27 protein-coding genes and 1 tRNA gene are annotated in these 21,589 nt (G+C 35.3%); 8 read left to right on the top strand and 20 right to left on the bottom strand.

Translation table 11 applies throughout. The annotated features are described in order from the left end of the window. Positions 1-8 precede the first annotated feature (8 nt). A complete protein-coding gene (gene metE / locus JHT90_RS06915) occupies positions 9-2,297 on the bottom strand; it encodes a 5-methyltetrahydropteroyltriglutamate--homocysteine S-methyltransferase (protein ID WP_201095492.1) in 2,289 nt (762 codons plus the stop codon). A gap of 211 nt (positions 2,298-2,508) precedes the next feature. Between metE and JHT90_RS06910 the strand changes: the two genes are divergently transcribed. Both JHT90_RS06910 and JHT90_RS06905 read left to right on the top strand, forming a co-directional pair. Next, positions 2,509-3,906 carry an L-cystine transporter gene (locus JHT90_RS06910; protein ID WP_201095491.1) on the top strand — a complete coding sequence of 466 codons (1,398 nt, stop codon included), beginning with the start codon at positions 2,509-2,511 and terminating at the stop codon, positions 3,904-3,906. 136 nt (positions 3,907-4,042) lie between these two features. Further along, the gene (locus tag JHT90_RS06905) at positions 4,043-4,774 is read left to right on the top strand and encodes a hypothetical protein (RefSeq protein ID WP_201095489.1); all 732 of its coding nucleotides are present in this window, start codon (positions 4,043-4,045) and stop codon (positions 4,772-4,774) included. A gap of 55 nt (positions 4,775-4,829) precedes the next feature. On the opposite strand, the gene JHT90_RS06900 is transcribed toward JHT90_RS06905, so the two are convergent. The 4 genes from JHT90_RS06900 to JHT90_RS06885 all read right to left on the bottom strand — a co-directional run bounded on the left by JHT90_RS06900 (position 4,830) and on the right by JHT90_RS06885 (position 8,420). Next, positions 4,830-5,405, bottom strand: a complete 576-nt coding sequence (locus JHT90_RS06900; RefSeq protein WP_201095486.1) for a cob(I)yrinic acid a,c-diamide adenosyltransferase — start codon at positions 5,403-5,405, stop codon at positions 4,830-4,832. After that, positions 5,398-7,353 carry a HAMP domain-containing sensor histidine kinase gene (locus JHT90_RS06895; RefSeq protein WP_201095786.1) on the bottom strand — a complete coding sequence of 652 codons (1,956 nt, stop codon included), beginning with the start codon at positions 7,351-7,353 and terminating at the stop codon, positions 5,398-5,400. The genes JHT90_RS06900 and JHT90_RS06895 overlap by 8 nt, the downstream gene beginning before the upstream one ends. Positions 7,354-7,435: 82 nt before the next feature. After that, the gene (locus JHT90_RS06890; RefSeq protein ID WP_201095485.1) at positions 7,436-7,738 is read right to left on the bottom strand and encodes an AzlD family protein; all 303 of its coding nucleotides are present in this window, start codon (positions 7,736-7,738) and stop codon (positions 7,436-7,438) included. After that, complete coding sequence (locus JHT90_RS06885; protein WP_330893072.1) at positions 7,731-8,420, bottom strand: AzlC family ABC transporter permease; 690 nt, start codon at positions 8,418-8,420, stop codon at positions 7,731-7,733. Before JHT90_RS06885 ends, JHT90_RS06890 begins: the two co-directional genes overlap by 8 nt. 185 nt (positions 8,421-8,605) lie before the next feature. Between JHT90_RS06885 and JHT90_RS06880 the strand changes: the two genes are divergently transcribed. From JHT90_RS06880 to JHT90_RS06870, 3 genes are all read left to right on the top strand, one after another. After that, positions 8,606-8,681: transfer RNA gene (locus JHT90_RS06880), tRNA-Lys, on the top strand. Between the two features lie 295 nt (positions 8,682-8,976). Then, a complete protein-coding gene (locus tag JHT90_RS06875; protein WP_201095483.1) occupies positions 8,977-9,336 on the top strand; it encodes a hypothetical protein in 360 nt (119 codons plus the stop codon). Further along, entirely contained in the window at positions 9,320-9,805 is a 486-nt protein-coding gene (locus JHT90_RS06870) for a hypothetical protein (RefSeq protein ID WP_201095482.1), read from the top strand. The genes JHT90_RS06875 and JHT90_RS06870 overlap by 17 nt, the downstream gene beginning before the upstream one ends. 6 nt (positions 9,806-9,811) lie before the next feature. On the opposite strand, the gene JHT90_RS06865 is transcribed toward JHT90_RS06870, so the two are convergent. From JHT90_RS06865 to JHT90_RS06855, 3 genes are all read right to left on the bottom strand, one after another. After that, the gene (locus JHT90_RS06865; RefSeq protein WP_201095481.1) at positions 9,812-10,027 is read right to left on the bottom strand and encodes a hypothetical protein; all 216 of its coding nucleotides are present in this window, start codon (positions 10,025-10,027) and stop codon (positions 9,812-9,814) included. 84 nt (positions 10,028-10,111) lie between these two features. Then, on the bottom strand, positions 10,112-10,438 hold the full coding sequence (locus JHT90_RS06860) for a hypothetical protein (RefSeq protein WP_201095480.1): 327 nt from the start codon (positions 10,436-10,438) through the stop codon (positions 10,112-10,114). A gap of 220 nt (positions 10,439-10,658) precedes the next feature. Then, on the bottom strand, positions 10,659-11,093 hold the full coding sequence (locus JHT90_RS06855) for a LexA family protein (protein WP_201095478.1): 435 nt from the start codon (positions 11,091-11,093) through the stop codon (positions 10,659-10,661). Positions 11,094-11,229: 136 nt separating this feature from the next. Here JHT90_RS06855 and JHT90_RS06850 point away from each other — a divergent pair, with 136 nt between their 5' ends. The 3 genes from JHT90_RS06850 (at position 11,230) to JHT90_RS06840 (ending at position 13,052) form a co-directional block, all read left to right on the top strand. After that, positions 11,230-11,724, top strand: coding sequence for a hypothetical protein (locus tag JHT90_RS06850; protein ID WP_201095476.1), 495 nt, complete (start codon positions 11,230-11,232; stop codon positions 11,722-11,724). A gap of 5 nt (positions 11,725-11,729) precedes the next feature. Beyond that, the gene (locus tag JHT90_RS06845; RefSeq protein ID WP_201095474.1) at positions 11,730-12,068 is read left to right on the top strand and encodes a hypothetical protein; all 339 of its coding nucleotides are present in this window, start codon (positions 11,730-11,732) and stop codon (positions 12,066-12,068) included. A 201-nt stretch (positions 12,069-12,269) separates the two neighbouring features. After that, positions 12,270-13,052: an FkbM family methyltransferase gene (locus JHT90_RS06840; RefSeq protein ID WP_201095472.1), complete on the top strand. Its 783-nt coding sequence runs from the start codon at positions 12,270-12,272 to the stop codon at positions 13,050-13,052. A gap of 7 nt (positions 13,053-13,059) precedes the next feature. Here the strand turns inward: JHT90_RS06840 and JHT90_RS06835 are convergent, their stop codons facing one another. The 12 genes from JHT90_RS06835 to JHT90_RS06780 all read right to left on the bottom strand — a co-directional run bounded on the left by JHT90_RS06835 (position 13,060) and on the right by JHT90_RS06780 (position 21,581). Further along, complete coding sequence (locus JHT90_RS06835; protein ID WP_201095471.1) at positions 13,060-13,440, bottom strand: tail fiber assembly protein; 381 nt, start codon at positions 13,438-13,440, stop codon at positions 13,060-13,062. Beyond that, on the bottom strand, positions 13,437-14,348 hold the full coding sequence (locus JHT90_RS06830) for a hypothetical protein (RefSeq protein ID WP_201095470.1): 912 nt from the start codon (positions 14,346-14,348) through the stop codon (positions 13,437-13,439). The genes JHT90_RS06835 and JHT90_RS06830 overlap by 4 nt, the downstream gene beginning before the upstream one ends. After that, positions 14,345-14,998: a DUF2612 domain-containing protein gene (locus tag JHT90_RS06825; protein ID WP_201095469.1), complete on the bottom strand. Its 654-nt coding sequence runs from the start codon at positions 14,996-14,998 to the stop codon at positions 14,345-14,347. Before JHT90_RS06825 ends, JHT90_RS06830 begins: the two co-directional genes overlap by 4 nt. Further along, on the bottom strand, positions 14,988-16,136 hold the full coding sequence (locus JHT90_RS06820) for a baseplate J/gp47 family protein (RefSeq protein ID WP_201095468.1): 1,149 nt from the start codon (positions 16,134-16,136) through the stop codon (positions 14,988-14,990). Before JHT90_RS06820 ends, JHT90_RS06825 begins: the two co-directional genes overlap by 11 nt. A gap of 7 nt (positions 16,137-16,143) precedes the next feature. Beyond that, the gene (locus JHT90_RS06815; protein WP_201095466.1) at positions 16,144-16,491 is read right to left on the bottom strand and encodes a hypothetical protein; all 348 of its coding nucleotides are present in this window, start codon (positions 16,489-16,491) and stop codon (positions 16,144-16,146) included. Continuing rightward, positions 16,481-17,035, bottom strand: coding sequence for a Gp138 family membrane-puncturing spike protein (locus JHT90_RS06810; protein WP_201095464.1), 555 nt, complete (start codon positions 17,033-17,035; stop codon positions 16,481-16,483). Before JHT90_RS06810 ends, JHT90_RS06815 begins: the two co-directional genes overlap by 11 nt. Beyond that, positions 17,022-17,891: a phage protein gene (locus JHT90_RS06805; RefSeq protein WP_201095462.1), complete on the bottom strand. Its 870-nt coding sequence runs from the start codon at positions 17,889-17,891 to the stop codon at positions 17,022-17,024. The genes JHT90_RS06810 and JHT90_RS06805 overlap by 14 nt, the downstream gene beginning before the upstream one ends. After that, positions 17,866-18,201: a phage baseplate plug family protein gene (locus tag JHT90_RS06800; RefSeq protein ID WP_201095460.1), complete on the bottom strand. Its 336-nt coding sequence runs from the start codon at positions 18,199-18,201 to the stop codon at positions 17,866-17,868. The genes JHT90_RS06805 and JHT90_RS06800 overlap by 26 nt, the downstream gene beginning before the upstream one ends. Then, complete coding sequence (locus JHT90_RS06795) at positions 18,198-18,935, bottom strand: phage baseplate protein (RefSeq protein WP_201095458.1); 738 nt, start codon at positions 18,933-18,935, stop codon at positions 18,198-18,200. Before JHT90_RS06795 ends, JHT90_RS06800 begins: the two co-directional genes overlap by 4 nt. Before the next feature lies 1 nt (position 18,936). Continuing rightward, the gene (locus tag JHT90_RS06790) at positions 18,937-20,607 is read right to left on the bottom strand and encodes a phage tail tape measure protein (RefSeq protein WP_201095456.1); all 1,671 of its coding nucleotides are present in this window, start codon (positions 20,605-20,607) and stop codon (positions 18,937-18,939) included. 150 nt (positions 20,608-20,757) lie between these two features. Then, the gene (locus JHT90_RS06785; protein WP_201095454.1) at positions 20,758-21,147 is read right to left on the bottom strand and encodes a phage tail assembly chaperone; all 390 of its coding nucleotides are present in this window, start codon (positions 21,145-21,147) and stop codon (positions 20,758-20,760) included. After that, on the bottom strand, positions 21,144-21,581 hold the full coding sequence (locus JHT90_RS06780) for a phage structural protein (RefSeq protein WP_201095452.1): 438 nt from the start codon (positions 21,579-21,581) through the stop codon (positions 21,144-21,146). Before JHT90_RS06780 ends, JHT90_RS06785 begins: the two co-directional genes overlap by 4 nt. Between the last annotated feature and the right edge of the window lie 8 nt (positions 21,582-21,589).

Below are 21,589 nucleotides of genomic sequence, written 5' to 3'. Positions count from 1 at the left end.
TCTTAGTATTAACCTCTCATTACTTTAGCCGCTGTAACCATATTAACCAATGCAGCTTCGGTTTCATGCCAAGCTCGCGTTTTTAATCCACAGTCAGGATTAACCCATAACTGTTCTGCTGGAATTAACGCTACAGCATTTTTGAGTAACGTCACCATTTCCTCAGTAGATGGTATACGTGGCGAATGAATATCATAGACACCAGGACCAATTTCATTTGGGTAATTAAAGGCTTTAAAGGCATCTAATAACTCCATATGCGAACGTGATGTTTCAATAGTAATCACATCTGCATCCATCGCTGCAATAGATTCAATCACATCATTAAATTCACTGTAGCACATATGGGTGTGTATTTGAGTTTCATCTTTTACAGCAGCAGAACATAGTTTAAAAGCATTTACCGCCCAATCTAAATAATGTTGCCATGCTGCTCGACGAAGTGGTACTCCCTCACGAAAAGCAGCCTCATCAATTTGAATAACCTTAATACCAGCAGCTTCTAAATCTAAAACCTCATCACGAATAGCTAATGCAAGCTGTTTTGCCTGTATTTCACGCGTGACATCTTCACGGGGGAAAGACCACATAAGCATGGTTACAGGCCCTGTTAACATTCCTTTCATTTTTTTATTGGTTTTACCCTGAGCATAACTTATCCAATCTACTGTCATGGCTTTAGGACGGGATAAATCTCCATAAATAATGGCAGGTTTTACACAACGTGAACCATAACTTTGTACCCAACCAAAGCGGGTAAATAGATAGCCATCTAATTGTTCAGCAAAATACTCAACCATATCATTACGTTCTGGCTCACCATGCACCAATACATCTAAACCAATCTTTTCTTGGAAAGCTATCACTTGATCAATTTCTGACTGCATTAACTCTGTATAAGTTTGCTTATCAATACGGCCTTGTTTAAAGTCACTTCGTGCTGTACGAATTTCTTTAGTTTGTGGAAAAGAACCAATCGTCGTTGTTGGGAAAAGAGGTAACTGTAAACGTTGATGCTGCAACTTAATACGTGCCGAGAAGGGTGATAAACGTTGACTATCCTCAGCTGTTATTGCTGATAATCTATTTTGCACTTCTACCTTATGAATACGTGAAGATTTAGCACGGCTTGCTTGGATACGTTTACTTTCAGTTAGAGCTTTTGTTACTTCGTCAGCTTCTGGTTGATTGATCGCCTTAGTTAAAATAGCAACCTCTTGGCACTTCTGAACAGCAAAAGCTAACCAACTTTTTAACTCATCATCTAGTTTATCTTCACGATTTAAGTCAACAGGACTATGCAATAAAGAGCATGAAGGAGCTACCCATAGACGATCTCCTAATCGTTCTGCTGCTTGCTTTAATATAGCTATGATCTTTTCAAGGTCAGCACGCCAAACATTACGACCATTAACCACACCTAACGATAAAACTTTATAGCCAGAAATACGATCAAGAATACAAGGGAATTGCTCAGGGGCACGAACTAAGTCAACATGCAGACCATCAACAGGTAATGAGGCTGCTAATCCAATATTATCTTCTAAACCAGAAAAATAAGTAGCTATTAGCTTTTTAGTAGGTTCACGTTGCAATAAATTATAAGCACGCTCAAAAGCTGCTTTCCACTGCTGCGGTAAATCCAAACCTAAAATAGGTTCATCAATTTGTACCCACTCTACCCCTTGCTCGGCTAACTTCTCAAATACTTCGCCATATACTGGCAATAATCTTTCAAGTAAATCTAGTTTATTAAAGCTTGGCTCTTGTTCCTTACCTAACCAAAGATAAGTTAATGGCCCAATAATAACTGGCTTAATAGTATGGCCTAAAGCTTTAGCTTCTGCTACTTCATCAAATAATTGGTTCCAAGATAATTTAAACTGTTGGTTTTTAGTAAACTCAGGTACTAAGTAATGATAATTAGTATCAAACCACTTAGTCATTTCTTGTGCTTGAGTACCTGAACTACAACCACAGGAAGCTTTAGCAACACCACGCGCCATAGCAAACAAAGTATCTAATGTTATCTTACCTTCTTTATTTTGATGGCGTTCTGGAATAACACCAAACATTAATGAGTGGGTTAATACTTGGTCATACCAAGCAAAATCCCCTACAGGCAATAATTCTATACCTGCTTGCTGCTGTATTTTCCAATGCGCAGCACGTAACTCTTTAGCTACTTGTTGTAAATCTGCTTCACTAATATCCCCTTTCCAATAGGCTTCTAAAGCCTTTTTTAATTCTCGATCACGACCAATTCTCGGAAAACCTAAGTTATGTGCCAATGCCATAATAAATCGAACTCCTCTTTATAGATGGCGTTTATTGTCCTGAATCAATCAACATGAAACAAATTCAAATTACTAAAGTTGATCTTTAGTTTTATTCACTTTCAATTCTTATGTTAGCCTTATGCCGTATTTCTTTTTTTGTTAATAAACTTCATCATATGCTGCTATTAGCTATCTATAGAGAAAAAAAGCAAAAACATTTGAGGTATTTATGAATCTGCCATTAATTATTAATTTGGCTGTGTTTATTATTTTATTAGTTTTACTCGACCAAACCCGACGTACCCAATGGTCTTTGGCTAAGAAAGTATTAACTGGCTTATTATTAGGTATTCTCTATGGTGCTGGACTACATTTAATTTATGGAGATGCCTCTTCTCATATTATTATTAATGAAACAATTTCATGGATTGATATTGTAGGTAATGGTTATGTTCAGCTATTACAAATGATTATTATGCCTTTGGTATTCGCCTGCATCCTCAGCGCTGTTGCAAATCTACATAATGCTTCATCATTAGGAAAAATCAGCTTTTTTACGATTGGTACTTTATTATTTACCACGCTGATTGCAGCGTTAGTAGGTGTTTTTGTCACCTACCTATTTGGTTTAAGTGCAGAGGGCCTTGTACAGGGAACACAAGAAACCAGTCGATTAAATCAATTACAAACACATTATCAAGGCCAATTAGCCAATTTAACAACACCTAACCTTATTTTATCATTTCTTCCCACTAATCCTTTTGCTGATCTAACAGGAGCGCGCCCTACTTCCATTATTGGTGTCGTTATCTTTGCAATATTTCTGGGTTTAGCGGCTATAAAACTACTTAAAGACGAACAACAGAAAGGTGAAAAAGTTATTGGTGCAATCGCTATATTACAAGCATGGGTAATGAAATTAGTACGTATTGTAATGTTACTAACACCTTATGGAGTTATGGCGCTTATGGCAAAAGTAGTGGCTAATGCTAATTATCAAGATATTATAAAGCTAGGAAGTTTTGTTATAGCCTCTTATTTAGGGCTATTAATTATGTTTTGTATTCATGCTATTTTACTTTCTTTAACAGGTATTAATCCATTACGCTTCTTTAAAAAAGTATGGCCTGTATTATCTTTTGCCTTTATTAGTCGCTCTAGTGCAGCAAGTATCCCTTTAAATGTTGAAGCACAAACACAACGTATTGGTGTACCAGAATCTATTGCTAGTTTTTCCGCTTCCTTTGGAGCAACCATTGGTCAAAATGGTTGTGCAGGTTTATACCCTGCTATGCTAGCTGTGATGGTAGCTCCTACTGTTGGTATTAATCCTTTTGATCCAATGTGGATAGCCACACTGGTAGGTGTGGTAACCTTAAGCTCCATTGGTGTAGCAGGTGTTGGTGGTGGAGCAACTTTTGCTTCACTTATTGTATTACCTACAATGGGTTTACCTGTCACCTTAGTAGCTCTCTTAATATCCATTGAACCTTTGATAGATATGGGACGTACTGCCTTAAATGTTAATGGTTCAATGACTGCTGGCACTATTACCAGTCAACTTCTTAGAAAAACCAATAAACAACTATTTGATAGTGAAGATCAAGAAGCACTATCCACCCAATAAATTAACAAAGGAGGCAGAAACCTGCTTTTTATCTTGCTAATCTTAATTGAAAATTAACGCTTCTTCACAATGACTGAATACATGGTATATATTGATAAAATCTATTATTGAAATAAGCTTGTTGAAGGATCAGTATATGTCTACTTTACTAAAGTATTTGTTATGTTCAGTTATTATTATTTGTGCAGGATGCACTTCATCATCCTATACCACACCAGGCGAGCCTGCCAACTTTGCAGATATTAATCGAGAGGATATCGCAGAAATAGTTTCTCGCAAACCATCACCAAACTTTCCTGCACGTATTGCGGTAATACGTATTCAAGCACCTAATTATGTCTCCTATACAGCAGAAGGACAAAGATATGGTGGCTTCTCTATTATTCCTGCCCATGAGCTAACGGCAGATAATACCCTACAAAAAATTCAACAATGGCCACAAGTTACCACTGTTGTTCCTGTAAGCTCATTGCTTATTCCTGCCAATGCAAAATCTATTGATGATCTACGATTAGCTGCTGCAAAACTACAAGCAGATGTGTTAATGATTTACACAATCGATACAAAATTTTATATCAACAATCATTTCCATGCCTCTTTCTCCTTACTTTCCTTAGGTATGATGCCTGATAGAAACGCTAATGTAACAGCTACCGCCACTGCTATTTTTACTGATGTACGTACAGGCTTTACTTACGGCACAGCCGATGCAACGGCTAAAGCTACAGGGCTTACTAGTGCTTGGTCATCCGATGCTACTGTTGATAAAAAACGTGTTGAAGCAGAACAATTGGCCTTTAATGACCTTGTAAAAGCAGCCGACCAAACATGGCAAGGTATTGTAGAACAATATAGTATAAAAAAATAACAAGCTATTTTGTTAGGTAGAAAGGTAATATGAAATACTGTTACTTTTCTAAAAACTACTGAGACTTTTTAGCCGCTTCCCATAATGCTTCTGGTATATGCTGATAATGATTAATTATTCTAGCTGCCACAAAAAATAAATCTGAAATTCTATTTAAATAAGCCAGTAATTCTTTTCTTAAGGGTTCTTGCTTATGTAAACTTTGCAAAGTTCTTTCAGCTGCTCTTGCTTGGCTACGACAAACATGAGTTTGTGACGCAGGTACTGAACCTGTAGGTAAAATAAAATCTTTTAATGGTTGTAACTGCTCATTCCAATTATCTATTAGGCTTTCAAGGTATTTAATATGATCTTCACTAATCGCCTGATATTCAGGCATAGCAAGCTCTCCCCCCACGTCAAACAAGCGGTGTAAACAAGGAGTTAATTGATCTATTAGCTGTTGTAAGTTAGGTGTATCATTTTTCGCCTCAGATAAATAAGAGAGTAACAGCCCTAATTGGCTATTGAGCATATCCACTTCACCTATCGCTTGAATACGAAGATGATCTTTTGCCACTCTTTCACCTGTAGCAAGGCTAGTAAGTCCTTGGTCACCTTGTCTGGTATAAATCTTTGTTAATCTATTCATGGTCTTGGTCTTTTATCAAGGGATTATTTAAAGGTAAACATATAGTAAAACAAGTACCTTGACCTAATTTAGATTTAAGAGAGAGCTCACCTTTATGATTATTGGTAATAATAAAATAAGAGACAAAGAGCCCTAGCCCCGTACCTCTACCTATCTCTTTCGTGGTAAAGAAAGGTTCAAAAATACGCTTGGCAGTAATCTCATTCATTCCAATCCCATTATCTTCTATTTCAATAACAGCCCATTGATGTTGACGATAGAGCCGAATTTGAATCACTCCTTGAGTAGTAGGATTAACCCGCATAAATATAGCTTGTGCAGCATTTTTTAATAAGTTTAATAACACTTGTTCAAGTTCATTAATAACTATGGGTACCGCTTTTAAACTCTCATCAAGCTCTAATTGAATATCTATATCTTTAAAATCTGTAGACTCGCCTAAATGAAGGTCTGCTTCTGCAATTTCTAATGTTTGTTGAATAATCTCAACTAAATCAGCACGAATTAATTGCCTTTTACTACGACGACTAAAAGACAACATATGCGTTACAATTTTAGAAGCTCTACTTCCTGCTTGATAAATTCCATCTAACAAATTAGGAATCTCTCTACGCATTAAATAATAATTGATACCCTCTAAAGAAACATTTATATCTTGAGCAACTTGTTTGTTTTTGGCCAAAGTAGGTGATAAACGACGACGAATATTTTGTACATTATGCAAAATAGCACCCAGCGGATTATTAATTTCATGTGCCATTCCTGCTGCTAGTCCACCTACAGATAACATTTTTTCAGATTGCACCATTAGCTCTTGTAAATTTAAGCGCTCTGTTACATCATCAATTCGAATTACTCCACCATGCACATTATCCCCTGCTAGAGGATAGAAAGTTAACGCATAATGACAAATATTACCCTCTTGCATCCAAGAAACACGTTCAACCTTTTCAATCTGATTAAGCTCAACACAACGTTTAAGCTGTTCTGCATAGGGTCTTAAATGGGGAAAAGCTAGAAAAATCGGCTGATCAATTGCATCTTCAAGCGTAGAACCTGACAGATTAGTAGCTTCTTGATTCCACTGAGTAACATATAACTCACCATCAACTGCAATTAATGCTGAAGGCATCGAATTAATAATATTATTTAAATAATGCTGAAAGCCTGTTAGTTTTTTCTCTACTTTATTACGAACATCGACCTCTTTAACCAATTGCTCATTTGTTTCTCGCATCTCAGCAGCCAAATCTTCAGCTTCGTCACGCGCTGATTTTAACAACTGTTCTCTGGCCTCAATACGACTTAGCATGGTATTAAATGTTGTAGCTAACTGACCTATTTCATCTCGACTGTGAGGGATCACCCGTAATGCATAATTTTCTTCACGCGTAACACGTAACGCTAATGCTTCCAACTCTTGAATAGGTATTGTAATATGACGTTTTACCTGTTTAGATAACAATAACCACAACAAGATACTAAGAAATAAAATGCCTAAACTAGCTGTAACAATGCCTGTATAAAATGCCATCGGTAAATTATTACTAGCCAATAATACTAAACGCCCAAACTCCCCATTCTCACCTTCCAAATCTGTTAAATAACTTGTACCAAACTGCAACATCATCCAATTATCTAAATCAGTTACATTAGTAGGAAAATCTGGAGAATTTTTATAAGGAAATTTTGTGAGCAAAACTCCATCTGCGTTATAAATAGCCGCTCCTCTTAAAGGCATATAATCAACCATTTGCCCTAACGCTTCGTTGGCAGTTTCTTGAGAGTTTAATAATTGACTACTTAAGGCAGGTGTTGCATATAAGTTACCTAATGTTCTCAATCCTTGAGGCGCTATACTTTGTTGGGTAATCCAATAACTTGCACTAATAAAAGCTAAATTAGAAATAATAAGAACCGTAATCAATAGCACAAATAATGCAGCCATTAATTTGCGACTAACAGGAAGATTTTTTAAAAACTTATGTAGTCTATTTAAAATCACAAAGCTAAACCTGCATGACGTGATGTTAGTAAGGAATATAGTGACGTAATAATGCAGTAACTGCAATACTAATTATAACTGTTGGTAATAATGAAAAGCGACTGGCCAATAGTAAGGTAATAGCCAATGCTAATAAATTAGCAATATTAGTAGTAGCAAAGGCAGGCGCAATAACAGCGATTAAAACACAACCTGGTATTGCTTCTAGTACCTTACCTAAACGAGGATTAAGCACCTTATTATGCAACAACAAATAGCCTGTAATTCTTGTCAAATAAGTTACTGTAGCCATTGCCAATATAGTGAAAAAAACAAAGTAATCAATCATAATGCGCCATTATAAAAGCAACGATAAGGCCAGCGATAGCACCACATAAAACATACCACGCACCAGGTAATATTAAATAACTTACTACTGCTACAATAAGGCTAACCAACCAAGGAATAGCAGCCACAACGCCTTTCCACATTCCTTTTAATAATACTAGAAATACAGCCACAAAGGCCATATCAAAACCATAGTGTGTTACATCACCAATCAATGGACCTACCAATGCACCTATCGTAGTAAAAATAACCCATGTAAGATAAAGCCCTAAACTTGCACCAATATAATAATGATAATTAAATCGTTGATTGGTAGACTTTTTCGCATCTGCAAAACTCATTGCCCAACTTTCATCACACATAAAAAATAGTGCCAGTAGTACCTTTTTTTTAGGTAAACCTTGTAGATAGGGGGTTAATGCTGCCCCCATTAAAATATGACGACTATTCACTAATAAAGTCATAAAAGCTAATAGCAACAAATGAGGTGGAGAAGTCCATAAATTAACAGCTACAAACTCAGATCCACCAGCAAAATTCATCGCCACCATCAGACTTATTTCACCTGTTGCCATTCCTCGCTGTATAGCTTGCGCCCCTAGCACTAAAGAAAAGGGAATAAAACTAATCATAATAGGAATAGCTGCTACTAGCCCTCTTATAAACTCTTTATGGGTAGACAAAAAACGAGACACCATTTTTACCTATAACGACTAAAATCTATTAAAAAACGGTCATTCTACGCTTTTATTCTTCGGATAGAAATATTGAAAATAGAGATTAAAACTGTTGCAAGCAAAGATGTTTAAAATAAATAAAAGTATCTGCTTTTCAAAAAAAATAGCAGTATATTATTTTTCCCTTCATTGGGTCGTTAGCTCAGTTGGTAGAGCAGTTGACTCTTAATCAATTGGTCATAGGTTCGAGCCCTATACGACCCACCAATTATTCCAACGTTTCTAGCTGCATTTTTAATCTTCTTAAAATCCCACAAAATAAGCATTGTCCCACGCTTTTATAATTATTTGTTTGTTATTCTTACCTGTTAAGAATTATACATTATATTAACTATTTTATCACTCCCCAACTTTAAGCCTTATTACACATAAGGCTTTTTTGTTTCTGTAATTTAACTAACATGGAGATAACTATGACTAATTTCCTAGCATTCATAGGCGCATGGTATCTATTAAGCCTAGCGCAACTATTGATAATGATGATTGTTTTAAGGGGTATTAAATGAGCTATAGAGACATTGAGAAGCTAGACAAAGATCAGCTTTTAGATTGGAAACAACGAATAGAGGAAAGACTTGCAGATTATGAGGAAGGTGAAAAGAAAATAGTTTGGCAAGTAGGAACAGCAGAAGCCACGTATAAGAGTTTTAGAGAAGAACAGTTTTTAGATGCTTTGGAGTATCTAAAAAAAGTACCTTATGAAAAATTACCTATGTGTGGTAACACTATTGATACAGTAAATGCATTTTTAGCAGATAGAACATATTTTACAGGTGTTAAAAAAGTTATGCCTGAAATGACAGCTAAATTATATAGCCCTAAAGAATATGAGGAGATTTTTGCAGATGAAAGCCAAAGATAAAACAGTACCTTTTATTAATGAAACAAGTTGCGATGAAGAAGTGTATAAAAAAGGTTCAGTATTTGAGATTTTAGACATTCCAAAAGAAAAAGCGAATGAGTATTGCAGAGAATTAAATCTATCTGATGACTCTTATAAATATGATTGGCACTATTTTGGTGGGCGAGTTGTTGTGAAACGCCTTGAGCGTGAGTTTTTAAGGAAAGAGGAAGAATTAAATAGACTTATAGAGGTTCAAGTTGAAGCTAATGGTAGTTATATAACCGTTTTTGACGGAAGATTCTCTCATAATGAAATATTTAATTTAAATGCTATTTTCAAGGATATTACATTAAAAATTATACGTGATATGTACTTTAAAAATGGTAATGGCTGCTATAGGTTTAAATTTTTATCTCCCTATATTGGCTTTGTTGATATACCAGATCACACCCATTTTGAACTAATAGACTTCAAGCCATTAGATTAACATTAATCATGGTTGAGAAATATGAGGAAAGCATTCTTCTGCTGTTATATTACCTTTGCATAACTCATAAAATTTAAACTTATCTAAACCAGCTTGACGAGCCATTGATTCGATAAGAAAAATTGAAAATGGTGCCTCATGCTTATCAACAGTAACAACATATTTTCTTTCTTGATGAAAACAGATCCACTTCTCGTGTGAGGTGGCTGTTTTCTTTGACATTTCATATCCCAAGGAAGTAAGAGCCCTGATAACTTCATTATACTTTAAGTTTGTTATTTTTCTTTTTTGAAAAAAGCTCATATATTAACTACCAAAACATCCGCTATTTTCTTCAAAAATTTGACGATGTTTCATGCCTGACTTTCTGCTGTTGAAAGGATTTAATACTGTAATTATAGACAGCATGCAATAATATCTTACCCACCACGAAAGCGGTGCTTTTCTATTTAAAAGATCATATGCATATTGTTTATCTGATAATGCTTCTGAAAGATAGTCGCATATCTGTTCTTCCAATTTCTTTCTTGCAATTTCTGGAGTATCTGCTTGCGCAGCAAGAGTTAAATCTAAGCATGCTGCTATGTATAAATTATTCTTTTTGAATAACATGCAACGCAATACTTTTTTCATTTTGAATATCCTATTATAGTTAACATAATCTAATGCAATTACTTGCTATTAAGAATAGTTAATAACTAAAGCTCTTTAAGAGCGTCTATTATCATATAAAACGATTAATTTTCTGTCAATGTTCAATTGACAAATTAATAATAAACATTTGTCTAATATATTTCCTTTGGTTACAACAAAATATTTGAAGACTGTTATAAATGATAACCAAGCTTACTAGCTACTTATTTCTTTTAAATGAATGAACATTAAATCTAACCACGCCCCATATTTGTTGATGATCTGAATATTCGATCACAGGCAAGTTAGGCGAAGTCAAAAAAACCTGATCTTGATAATAAACTACTTTCCTCAGTGAAACCTCGTCTATTGTATGATAAGCAATAACAATAGCATCACGCTTAATATTAAGCTTTCTGTCTACTATGAGGATGTCATTATCAAATATCCCCATTTTTTTAATAGTTACAGCACTTCTAAAAAAATAGGTTGTTACAGGGTCTAGGCTTAGATGTTCACTTAAGCTAATGAATTGCTCAATAAAAGCATTTGTTTCTATAGGATTGCCAGCTCTTACGGTCTCGCTAGCTAGTGGGATAAACTTATTATCTTTAGATAATGAGCCTAAAAAATCTAATTCGTTACAGCTAACCATTAAAACTACTTAATATAATGAATATTACTCATTCTAGCATTTGATTTTTATGCTTAACAATAATAATACTTTCCTCTAATAGACTATAATCGTAATTAAATCCGATAATCCACAAATATTTTAAGGATATTCTCTTATGAAACGATTTCTCCTATCATTTTTTCTTTGCATTTGGGCTGTAAGTGTTAGCGCAAATAATGAATGTAAAATTACATCTATCTATCCAAAAATCAATAATAATCAATTTACTTTTAAAAATAGATTAGCCCATGATCTAACTATTTATTCAAATATACCTAAAAGTACAATTGTTGGCGGTGATCCTATATTGGTTTTTAAAGACAAAAATACATTAGGCTTTCAACTCATTAATGAAAGTTTTAGTGATCAAGAAGATATACTAAAAACATTACAAGACAAGTGGAACACTGACTGTAATAATAAGATTTATCAGATAACTAAAAATAATTACCTAATATTAATTACTAAAGAAAATAACCCTTTAACTGATAAAGAAAGTTTTACAGCTTATATATTGCCACAAAAAAATAAAGGTAATAGCTATTTTTATCTTGTTAGTTTTAGAGGATTTACAGAAAACCAAGTTATTCAAATGCTCATAAAGGAATAATGACAATGGCTGAACAATTAGTAGATTTATATACTGAAGAAGCAATGAGAAGTATTTTAACTGCTTGGTATCCTGGTGAAGGCGAGAATTGGCCTATTAATGATGATGTAACTTTTGCAGTATTTAAAATTATTGAAGGCTCTCAAAACTGCTCATCAGATATTCATAAAGTACCTTCCCCAGCTGGACCTATAGGAACAGCAAGATCAGTTACTGCTATAGGTATGGGGTATATTAAAAAAGTTATCAAACATGCAAATGATGATAAACATTATTTAATGTGTATAAAGTCAGCAGCTTGGAAAATGAAATCTGATGTAAAAATGAAGGCTTATGGAATTTAAGCTACAATCTTTTACTTATTAAAGGTAACATTACAGCTTTTATAATCTAAATAGATGATATGAAGCTGTTACCTATACTCTTTTTCTGCCCTTGCTCTACGTATTAATTAATAAAATGCACCTTAACTGGGGTATTCTTTATTTGATAAAATCAATATAATCACTTATAAACGTTTTTTAGCATATACAAAAGGCACTATAATGGGACTTAGAAGACTAATTAAGAACTATAAAAAGAAGAAAAAACAAACAGTTACCCCTTGTGATGAAGCTGTTATAAATGGATTCAAATTTAATGTAAATTTAGATCAATTTTGGGATAGTTTTAATAAAGACTGGGAACTTCAAACAAAAAGATTTTTCAAAAAATATACGCGACCAGATAAAAACATTATTGATATAGGAACCTGGATAGGGCCTACTGTATTAATAGGCTATGCAAATAATCCCAATAAAATATATGCTGTTGAAGCTGATCCTTTGAATTTCCATACATTAAAGAAGAATTGTTATAACAATTTATTATTAGATAAAGTTACATTAATCAATAACTGTGTTTATTTTGAATCTAACAGCATTGTATCCTTTGGTGAGCCATTAAACGAAAACGACTCTTCTACTAAGTCTTTCAGCTTAGAAGGAGACGGATTCAAAATTTTATCTAAGACTATTACAGATATTATTCTTGAAAACAAAATAGAAAATTTCAACATTGTTAAGATCGATATTGAAGGTGCTGAAAAATATATAGTTAATGATTTAATCTACTTATCAACTGTTAAAAATCTGACAATATTATTGTCATTACATCCTTCATTTTGGGCTGAAGAGAAAGACGAAATAATAAAACATTTATCAACAGCTCTAAAATTATATGACATATATAATCTTGATGAAGAAATAATTGATATCCAAACAGTTGTTGATTATACACATACAAAAATAAATTTTGAGCTGATATTGAAACAAAAAGTGATTCAATAATTTTTTATTAATTGGGCATTTCAGGCCAGTCTATATTATTAGGATAATCAGGCTGGCTTTCTATTCTATTAAGCAATACCCTATATTTCTTCCATTCATTTAATTTACTAACCTCTTCATCTGTTGCTATATCAAGATCAACAGAATCTTGGAGTGGAGCTATTCTTAAAGACACTTCTTTCAATAAACTATCTCTTTTAAAAATGGATTCTTCTTCAGTTGGCGTGTTTTTTAACAATTCGTCAAGCTCTTCCTTTGAAATAGCTGCCCAACCTTCTTTTATTTCACTTTCCCAAGATTCCTTATTGATTGGCATAATATCAATTGCATAGAGCATATTTTCGCTATCTTTAAAGTACTTAACTTCTATTACATCTGTATCTCTCATCTTAGTTCTCCCCAGCTAACAATAACATTCTGCGCACCTTTAATTCTGTAAGTAGATCCTTCTGGAATAATTGCGCTTACGAAAGTATAGCCTGCCGAATCTGCAAGGCTTAGACTAACCCTGTCTATGACTAATGCACCTGTAGCAATGTCAGCGCATACGTATATTTGTATTGGCTTTCCAGTATTATTAGTATATGAAACATTAATTTGACGTTCTGATGCCATATTTACCCATGTTTGGTTATGACCTATCTGTTTTTCATTGTTTTTCCATGAAGCAGGTGTAACAGCTTTTGTATCGTTAACACCACTGGCAACTTCTTCATCTGTGGCTATTTGAATTAAACCACGCTTTTCAGTTGTAGCGATAACAGAAGCTAATCCAGCAGGGCTTACCATTTTATCAGTAATAACTCCCTCTTGAGTTTCTTCATCTGTAGCAAATTCAGTGACTATTTTATTTGTAATCGTTTTTAATAATGCAGCATTAACAGTTTTTGGTGTAGTTGATGTACCAGCATCCAGTTCTTCCTGTGTCATGAGTGTTGGAATCAATGATTTTACTTCATCAAGTGTTAAAGCTGCTTGCTCCCAGTTGGCATTACTTGTACTTGGCTGATTAGCTGAGTTTCTTGCTTTTGCTCGCCATACTTTATTATTAAAGCGAACATAAGCCCCTACAGGATAGTCTGTTTCTGTTGCCCATTCAGCAATACCATTTTGTAAAAAGTATTGAATTGCTTGGTCAGTTCTTAACCCTAAAGCGTTAAACCATTCCATAGGTGGAATACCGCCTGTCTGGTCAAAGGTTAAACCCCAACCTCTCAAAATATCTGGAAAGTCCTCAACTTCTCCTGACTTAGCTGTTGATGCAAAAACATTTTCATCAGGTCTGTTATAAATCATAAATACCTCGCAAAAATTCCTTCATTAAAACCTTTCGCACCTTTAGCACCATAGAAGCCAAATGCATTGACTGGTGCGCCAATATAAAACTTAATTCTTACCCCTTCAGGACGTGGTAGCATGTCTAGCTGTGTCACTGCATATCTTTTAAAAGGTGCTATATTGTTGCCGCGTATCACAACATTAATCGACATGTCATAACCATCAAAAGCGGCAGAACCCTCTTCAAATAGAAAATTCAACATATTCTCAATATCTGGAATTGTGCCTGTTTGATAGTTCTTTGCTATACGACACTTAATCAAAAACCTATAATCATCATCACTTAATACGACCGATTGTAGATAAGGATCACCGTATCTATAAAATACACCACCGCCAGAGCCTTTTTTAGAAAAACCCAACCCTTCAGGCGTTTGTACAAAGCCAAATAAAGCACGTGGAGCAAAGTCTTTTAATACTCTGGATTGCCCTACCCTTACTCCAATAAGATCAAGATTCTTTCCTGTTGCTATATTGATATTTAACGCTTCAGGAATAGATAATAGCCCCGTTAATGACTTGTTAAGTTCATCAGCTAAGAGTTTTATAGTGGCTCTGGCTTTTGGTTTATCTTGATATTGCCATATAAGAAGATCATCATAATTCATCAATGATTACCTCTATATTTTCAATTAAAAACCTAGCTCTTGACCTTGCGTCAATTTCAATATTTTGCTGGCCTAAAGTCTCGCCCTGTATACCTATTTTTATATCTTTAACCCAAAATCCTGCAACGGTATTAATGGGCGTAAATAATCGGCTTAATAAAACATCTTCACCAATTTTAAATACATAACTATTGATAGCTTGTTTTATTCCGTCCACATCTATTTGTTGAAATTTTTCATTTCTAACAACAGTTAATGTTAATGCGCAATACACCACATGAGGACGATCAAACCATACTTTGCGCTTTCTGCCTCCACCATCTATTACTTCAATTTCTATGTCACCAAGTAAGTTTGTTCCACCTGGTTTTCTGTTGTAGATAATTTCAGCAATTGCCTGTTCATTGCCCCCATCCACAATAAAGTTGACTGAATGAGGCGGTAATCCATTACTATCAGTGTAATCTGTTATATTTTCTAAATAAGTTACATCAACAACCCCTGCCAATTCTCTTAAATTTGCTTCTGTACCATCTGCACTATTTTTTGCAGGCTTAGACCGTGTAACAAATAACCTTGCCCTAAGTTGTGGGTCTGTTTCTTCATCTTCGCCTATAGTAGCAGGCTCTAACATGGTGACAGTAGATAACCCAAGTATTAAGGTTTCTATTTTTAGTTGTTGTTCTGCTGGATTATATGCACCTGGCTCTACACTTCTAAAATCGCCACGCCCTGAACCATCTACACCTAAAGTAATTGGGGCTTGTAATACCCATCTTGTTTTGGTGCTATCTGAGACCATTGTTCCCGTTGGGATTAATGCGCCTGCTGTACCTATTAAGATTACATTTCTTAAATAGCTGTAATTGGCTTTTTTTCTGGTAATAGCTGCATAATCTGCACATTGCTCTAACCATGCGCCTGATGCGTGATTAGGGTCTAATGCTTTGTAGATACTATATGCTATTTCTTCAATATCTGCTTTGGCTTGTGCAAAAATACCAATCATTTGACCATCTGGACTATCAGGGTCAATATTAATTTCTGCCCCATAGATTTGTTTAAAACCATTTTCTAGGTTAGTGATTATTTGATCTAATGATTCTTTTACATAGCCCTGATTTGTTAATTGCCCCATGACTACCTCAGTCAGTAATTATTTGTGTTTCGTTATCAAATCTATCTTTTACAGTGGTTATGATCTGAAGCTGTCGGTTTTCGTTAGTAATCATTTCAAAAGAGATAATTTCAATAATATCTGTTGTGTTTAAAATGCAACTTTTAACACTGTTTTCAATAGCATTAAGATTAGCTGGCCTTTCCATGTTAGGTAGCCAATTTAGACCATGTTCAAGATCAAGAAACCAGTCATTTACAAAGCTTTGCAATCTTGTTTTTACTCGTTGTGCCGCTGATTCTGTTGTATCTGCATAGTTAGCTAAACCTCTACCAAAAGTCCAATCGTTATTGGCATCTACACGCCTAACTTTCATCTTCCTCGTCCTCATTGGTAACTTCGCCAACCATGCGAATAACTGCTGCTTTAATCACTAATTCACCTTTATCATTAATTCTAAAATAGGCTGTACCCGCTTCATTTCTTAACTCAACACCATCTGTTGCAAAATTTTCTATAGGTCTGGTTTTTGGTCTTATACCTACTCTTGCTACTGCATCAGAAAGATGGAAAATCCTATATTCTTCAGGTGGTCGCTGTTCGCCAGTTTCTAAATAACCATCTATACAGCGCTGGTTAATTGATAGCTCACAATCATCCCCTGCTTTAATTGGAAAAGTCAGAGTAAAACCGCCACCACTGGGAAATTCTACTGGAACACTAGCTAATACTGGATAAGGTTGAGTAGTACCATCTTTCATTACACGATCAATTAATGGCTGCACTTTGGCCAGTTGTGATTTATCATCAAATTCGATAATTCGAGCAGGCATAATTGTGTTTACTTTTAGTAAGGCTTCATCGGTTGCACTTGCCATTTGTGAATTGGCGGAAGGATTATCCCAACTATAATTGCTCATCAGTTTCCCCTCGTTGCTGTTGCTCTTTTTCCTCAATGGTTACTTTCTTATATTCGCCTTTGGCTGTGGTAATGGTGCAAGTCCAATCACCGCCTAAAGCATCACCTGATATTTTTAAGTTGGTAATTTTATAATCACCATTAAAAAAGCTTAGTATTGATTTAAGGCGAATCATACCGCCACAAGTTAATGCTGGATTTAACAAACACTTAACTTCTAAGCCGTCACCTGTATCTTCTGGCGAACCAATCATGCCTGTATCTTGTGAGATATAAACTGCTTCACTTGGTAATACATGGCTTGATGGGATAACGTGTAAAAGCCCATCTTGAATTGACCAGTCACAGCCATTTTGTTTAGCTACTTGGTCAATAATATCTTTGCTATTACCGCACAGTGTTTTTTCACGTGGTTTCTTTTTATTTTTAGGTAAGTAAATAATCCCTTTTTGCGTTAAGGGCATGGTTAATAAGGCTCTATCTATTGCCTCGTAATCGTCACTGCCCTCTGCTAATGTTTCTGATATGCTAGCATTTTGTAAATCCTCATCACCATCACCTACTTCAATTTCAACAATAAAGTCTAAATCATCCCTAACTACTTTGGATTTAATAATATTGCCACTAAAGATTGCTCTTAGCTCACCATAGCCAACAAATAGCCTAACATTAGTATACTCTTTAGCTAAAATCTTGTTCATGTTGGAGCGACTTAGATTCCAGATTTTAATATTAGCTGGATTAGGGGTAGGATTTAGTGATTTTTCAATATCGAATGAAACCCTTAACTTGTCGATAGCAATGCCTTCTAATAGGTTGCCTATTTCTAACCTATACTGCCTGTTGAATTGCCTCATAGATTTCTTGTTTATCTCCTATAAAGAGCTTGCAACGATTACCCAAGCAATCAATAGAGAAAGGGTCTACATCATTGCTGCTTTCATCTTCAACCCACAGATAATAATCAGTAGGCGATCTATAAAGTATGGGAATACCCACCACTAAAGAGAGTCCTTGCGCAATAAATTGCTGTGTAATTTCGTTATATAGATCAAATACCCATAACTTACCAACGGGGCTAAAGGTGAAAGTTAAGGTTAATCGCTCGTTGTTGTAGTTAATGGTAATTTCTTGGGGGCTTTCTGTCCCCACTGGTATTTGTCTCATAATCCAAACCCTAAAGCAGTTTTAATTAATGATTCTTTATTAGGTGCGTCCTGTGTATTTACTTCACCTTTCACTACTTTTGCTGCTGTTTGTATGGCTGTTCGCCCTGATTGCAATAAACCAGATAAACCACTAATTGATTGAGTTTCTACAATAATAATTTCTCTTGCATTTACTCTAACTGTGGCTGAACCGTCTAGCGTTTGAGTAACACTCACTAAAGGTAATAACATATTTTTATACAGTTTAGTACCTGTATTAATCTCAATTGTTTCACCGCTTCCCTGAATACGCTCTAATTCTTGTTGAATAGTGCTTATTCGTGCATTGTTAGAGGTGGAGAGATCATAACCAGAGCTATTATTTTGATTGCCTAATGGTCTAATATTATCGGCTTTGGTATAGTTCCAAGTATTAGCAATATTAGTCATTTTGAATTGTGTAATAGCTGTAAATGCTTTATTTAATAACCCATTGAATGAGATATTATCAACAAAGTCTGGCGTTCCTCTTACCGCTAAATTACTTTGTGAACTAGCAAAGCCATTACTAGGCTCATAATCAACAACAATACCCTCAATATTGATCTGTTTAGGCTCAACCACTGCATGATCTGAAATAACCGCCCCTGACTCAATAGGATTATCAGTAATCCTTAGTGTTGATTCATGTTCTTCACTGGTTGTTACATCAAGAGTAATTGCACCTATTCTTCTATTGGAGATAGTAAGCATATTAATAAGCTGTAGCCCCTCCATTGTTACGTTGCGAAAGTCTTTGTTGACGCGTTAATTCACTTGCTGCTGTTTTACCAGCAACCACAGGATCAGAAGTTGAAATATTGATTTTTACATCTTGGTTATTTTGGATAGTTCTTTCGTATCTAGCAGGGATTGAAGGCTGTGCTGAGTTATTAGCATAAGCTGAAGCATTTTGAGCAATGTCAACTGCTCCTGATACATTGTTATTAACAGTTGTTTCAACTTCTCCTGTTACTGCCTTAATACCATTCTTAATGCCGCCTATTACTTTACTAAAGAATCCTCTAACCTTATCAACTGCTGCAAATACTGAATTTACTGCATTCATAAAGAAGTCAATAACTGGCTTGCCTGCCTCGCTGATGTATTCCCATACTGTGCCAACAAAATCAGCAATACCTTGAAAGACTTCACTTGCTACATCAGCTACTGTTCTAAAGGTATCGGCTATAGAAGCAATAATGCCAACCAATACTTGAATAGCTGTAGCAACACGCTTAAATACTGAAATAATAAGGCTTCCTAAAAAGGTAACCCATTTACCCATCAAGGAAAAAACCGCATCAATAATAGGCTTTAATTTGTCCAGAATAGGCTTTATTGATGCTAGTGCATCAGCAAATGGTTTCCAATAGTCACCAAAAAATGATTCACCACCTTCTAAGTAGGTAATAAAATCATCTATTAAGGCAATTAATCCAACAATAGCAAGAACTATCCATGTAATAGGATTAACAGCAAAGGCGGCTATCATGGCAAATTTAACTTTAATCAAGATTGCCATCAGAATGACTAGTGCTGCTTTCCAGCCTATTGTTGCATCTATTACTTTATAAAGTGCAGTAACAAAATTAACAATAGCCTGAAACATGGCAAGTATAAATTTGACAGTCTTTTCTAAACCGTCTCTGATTAAGTCCTTATTAACCACTAACCAGTTTTTAAAGCGATTTGCCATGTCTGTTAAAGCAGGCGCAAGCCCTACTGCAATATTAGTTCTTAATGCACCTGTAACTAATCTTAATCTATCTATTGCGTCATTATATTCGCCAGCCGCATCAGCTCCTTCAGCTGTAACAATCCCTAATGCTTCAGCTTCGGCCATTAAAGCGGACATTTTACCAGTGGTATCAGAGAGTAACTGCACCATGCTCTGACTAATGCCAAGCTTTTGCAATAGACTGATCTGTTGCTGTTTTGATAAACCTACTAACTTTGCTTGCACCTCACCAAGCACTTGTTCAGTTGACTTAATGCTACCATCTGCATTTTTAGCTGATAAGCCCAACGCTTTAAAACTGGCTGCACCTCGTCCTAAACCATTAGCTGCTTCACCTATTGTCTGAGATAATCCTTTAATAGAGGCGTTTGCTTCTTCTACAGATGACCCTGATAATTGCGCTGCATAGCCTAACTTCTGAATAAAAGATAAACTGGTATTGGTATCTGCTGAAAGGTTAGCTAAATCATCAAGGCCACCTAATGCAGAACCAAAAAAAGCAGTAATACCAGCAGTTAAACCGCCTATAGTGCCTACTAAGGCAGTAGCTACTTTACCAACGTTCTGCAATCCCTTGCTAAACTCTGAAACTTCCTTTGTGTCAGCAATAGCACCTAGTTTAATTAAAAATTCATCTAGTATCATGGTTATTCTCGGCTTGTGTTTCGTCCCACTCTCTAATAGCGGTATGGAAAGCGCATAGATCAGTTATATCGTAGACTGTTCTTAATTCGTGCAAGGTGCAGATTGAGCGCATTATGGGCGCATAGATAAACCAATCTGTCTGATAGGCTTTTACAGCTTGAGATCGCCCGTTATTTGACTGAACGAATTGAAAAAAGGGGTAAACTGAAATTTAGCCCCCTTCACTAATAAAGGCAGCATGTGTTCAGGGTAATTGTTAAAATGTTCATCTTTTTTATCTTGCAATCTAAAAGGTTGACCGTTAGGGATTTTTACCACGATATTGCTATACACAAAATCTTGGATTTCATTAACCACTGGCTCTTGTAGATTGCCTAGTAAAATAGAGATTAATTCACCGCCTGAAGATTTATCAACCTTGCTTAAATCTGCCCCTTTTAGTAATACGCCACCTTTTTTAATTAATTCAAAGGCTTTAACCGCAGTACCAGCATTAAGGATATATTCAATATCGCCTATAGTTGTTTGTTCACTTCTCATTCGTTAAATGCTCCATTGGCTTGAGTAATACCGCCTTTATCAAAAATAATAGTCCATTCGCTAGGATTATCACCAACGCCCCTAGTAAATGCTGGCGTGTTGGTAAACATGCCTTTATTACCAAAAGCCACATCTTCATTTAATAAGTCTTTAATATCTAAGGTGAGTAAACCAAAGGTTTTAAGGTTGTTTTCTTGTTGCTTTTGCATTTGTTGCATACGCACATTATCAGGACTATTTTGTTTTAGCTTGATAACTAATGTATAGCCTTTATCTGGATTGATAATAAACGTGCCTGTACCATCTGCGCCTGCTGTGCGTGTTGCCAGTTCACTATTTCGTGTATAGCTAACTACATCAGAACCGTCAGCCCAATCTTCAATTTGCACATCGTTAATAATTACAGATATTTGTTTAGGGTCAAAAACAGCCATTTATTTAT

This window comes from Entomomonas asaccharolytica (assembly GCF_016653615.1).
In the GTDB taxonomy this organism is placed as follows: Bacteria; Pseudomonadota; Gammaproteobacteria; order Pseudomonadales; family Pseudomonadaceae; genus Entomomonas; species Entomomonas asaccharolytica.
This window is presented reverse-complemented; position numbering and strand designations above follow the sequence as displayed.

Coding starts and splice junctions, on each gene's coding strand:
- metE (WP_201095492.1), bottom strand. CDS start 2,297: ATGGCATTGGCACATAACTTAGGTTTTCCGAGAATTGGTCGTGATCGA.
- JHT90_RS06910 (WP_201095491.1), top strand. CDS start 2,509: ATGAATCTGCCATTAATTATTAATTTGGCTGTGTTTATTATTTTATTA.
- JHT90_RS06905 (WP_201095489.1), top strand. CDS start 4,043: ATGTCTACTTTACTAAAGTATTTGTTATGTTCAGTTATTATTATTTGT.
- JHT90_RS06900 (WP_201095486.1), bottom strand. CDS start 5,405: ATGAATAGATTAACAAAGATTTATACCAGACAAGGTGACCAAGGACTT.
- JHT90_RS06895 (WP_201095786.1), bottom strand. CDS start 7,353: ATGGCTGCATTATTTGTGCTATTGATTACGGTTCTTATTATTTCTAAT.
- JHT90_RS06890 (WP_201095485.1), bottom strand. CDS start 7,738: ATGATTGATTACTTTGTTTTTTTCACTATATTGGCAATGGCTACAGTA.
- JHT90_RS06875 (WP_201095483.1), top strand. CDS start 8,977: ATGAGCTATAGAGACATTGAGAAGCTAGACAAAGATCAGCTTTTAGAT.
- JHT90_RS06870 (WP_201095482.1), top strand. CDS start 9,320: ATGAAAGCCAAAGATAAAACAGTACCTTTTATTAATGAAACAAGTTGC.
- JHT90_RS06865 (WP_201095481.1), bottom strand. CDS start 10,027: ATGTCAAAGAAAACAGCCACCTCACACGAGAAGTGGATCTGTTTTCAT.
- JHT90_RS06860 (WP_201095480.1), bottom strand. CDS start 10,438: ATGAAAAAAGTATTGCGTTGCATGTTATTCAAAAAGAATAATTTATAC.
- JHT90_RS06855 (WP_201095478.1), bottom strand. CDS start 11,093: ATGGTTAGCTGTAACGAATTAGATTTTTTAGGCTCATTATCTAAAGAT.
- JHT90_RS06850 (WP_201095476.1), top strand. CDS start 11,230: ATGAAACGATTTCTCCTATCATTTTTTCTTTGCATTTGGGCTGTAAGT.
- JHT90_RS06845 (WP_201095474.1), top strand. CDS start 11,730: ATGGCTGAACAATTAGTAGATTTATATACTGAAGAAGCAATGAGAAGT.
- JHT90_RS06840 (WP_201095472.1), top strand. CDS start 12,270: ATGGGACTTAGAAGACTAATTAAGAACTATAAAAAGAAGAAAAAACAA.
- JHT90_RS06835 (WP_201095471.1), bottom strand. CDS start 13,440: ATGAGAGATACAGATGTAATAGAAGTTAAGTACTTTAAAGATAGCGAA.
- JHT90_RS06830 (WP_201095470.1), bottom strand. CDS start 14,348: ATGATTTATAACAGACCTGATGAAAATGTTTTTGCATCAACAGCTAAG.
- JHT90_RS06825 (WP_201095469.1), bottom strand. CDS start 14,998: ATGAATTATGATGATCTTCTTATATGGCAATATCAAGATAAACCAAAA.
- JHT90_RS06820 (WP_201095468.1), bottom strand. CDS start 16,136: ATGGGGCAATTAACAAATCAGGGCTATGTAAAAGAATCATTAGATCAA.
- JHT90_RS06815 (WP_201095466.1), bottom strand. CDS start 16,491: ATGAAAGTTAGGCGTGTAGATGCCAATAACGATTGGACTTTTGGTAGA.
- JHT90_RS06810 (WP_201095464.1), bottom strand. CDS start 17,035: ATGAGCAATTATAGTTGGGATAATCCTTCCGCCAATTCACAAATGGCA.
- JHT90_RS06805 (WP_201095462.1), bottom strand. CDS start 17,891: ATGAGGCAATTCAACAGGCAGTATAGGTTAGAAATAGGCAACCTATTA.
- JHT90_RS06800 (WP_201095460.1), bottom strand. CDS start 18,201: ATGAGACAAATACCAGTGGGGACAGAAAGCCCCCAAGAAATTACCATT.
- JHT90_RS06795 (WP_201095458.1), bottom strand. CDS start 18,935: ATGCTTACTATCTCCAATAGAAGAATAGGTGCAATTACTCTTGATGTA.
- JHT90_RS06790 (WP_201095456.1), bottom strand. CDS start 20,607: ATGATACTAGATGAATTTTTAATTAAACTAGGTGCTATTGCTGACACA.
- JHT90_RS06785 (WP_201095454.1), bottom strand. CDS start 21,147: ATGAGAAGTGAACAAACAACTATAGGCGATATTGAATATATCCTTAAT.
- JHT90_RS06780 (WP_201095452.1), bottom strand. CDS start 21,581: ATGGCTGTTTTTGACCCTAAACAAATATCTGTAATTATTAACGATGTG.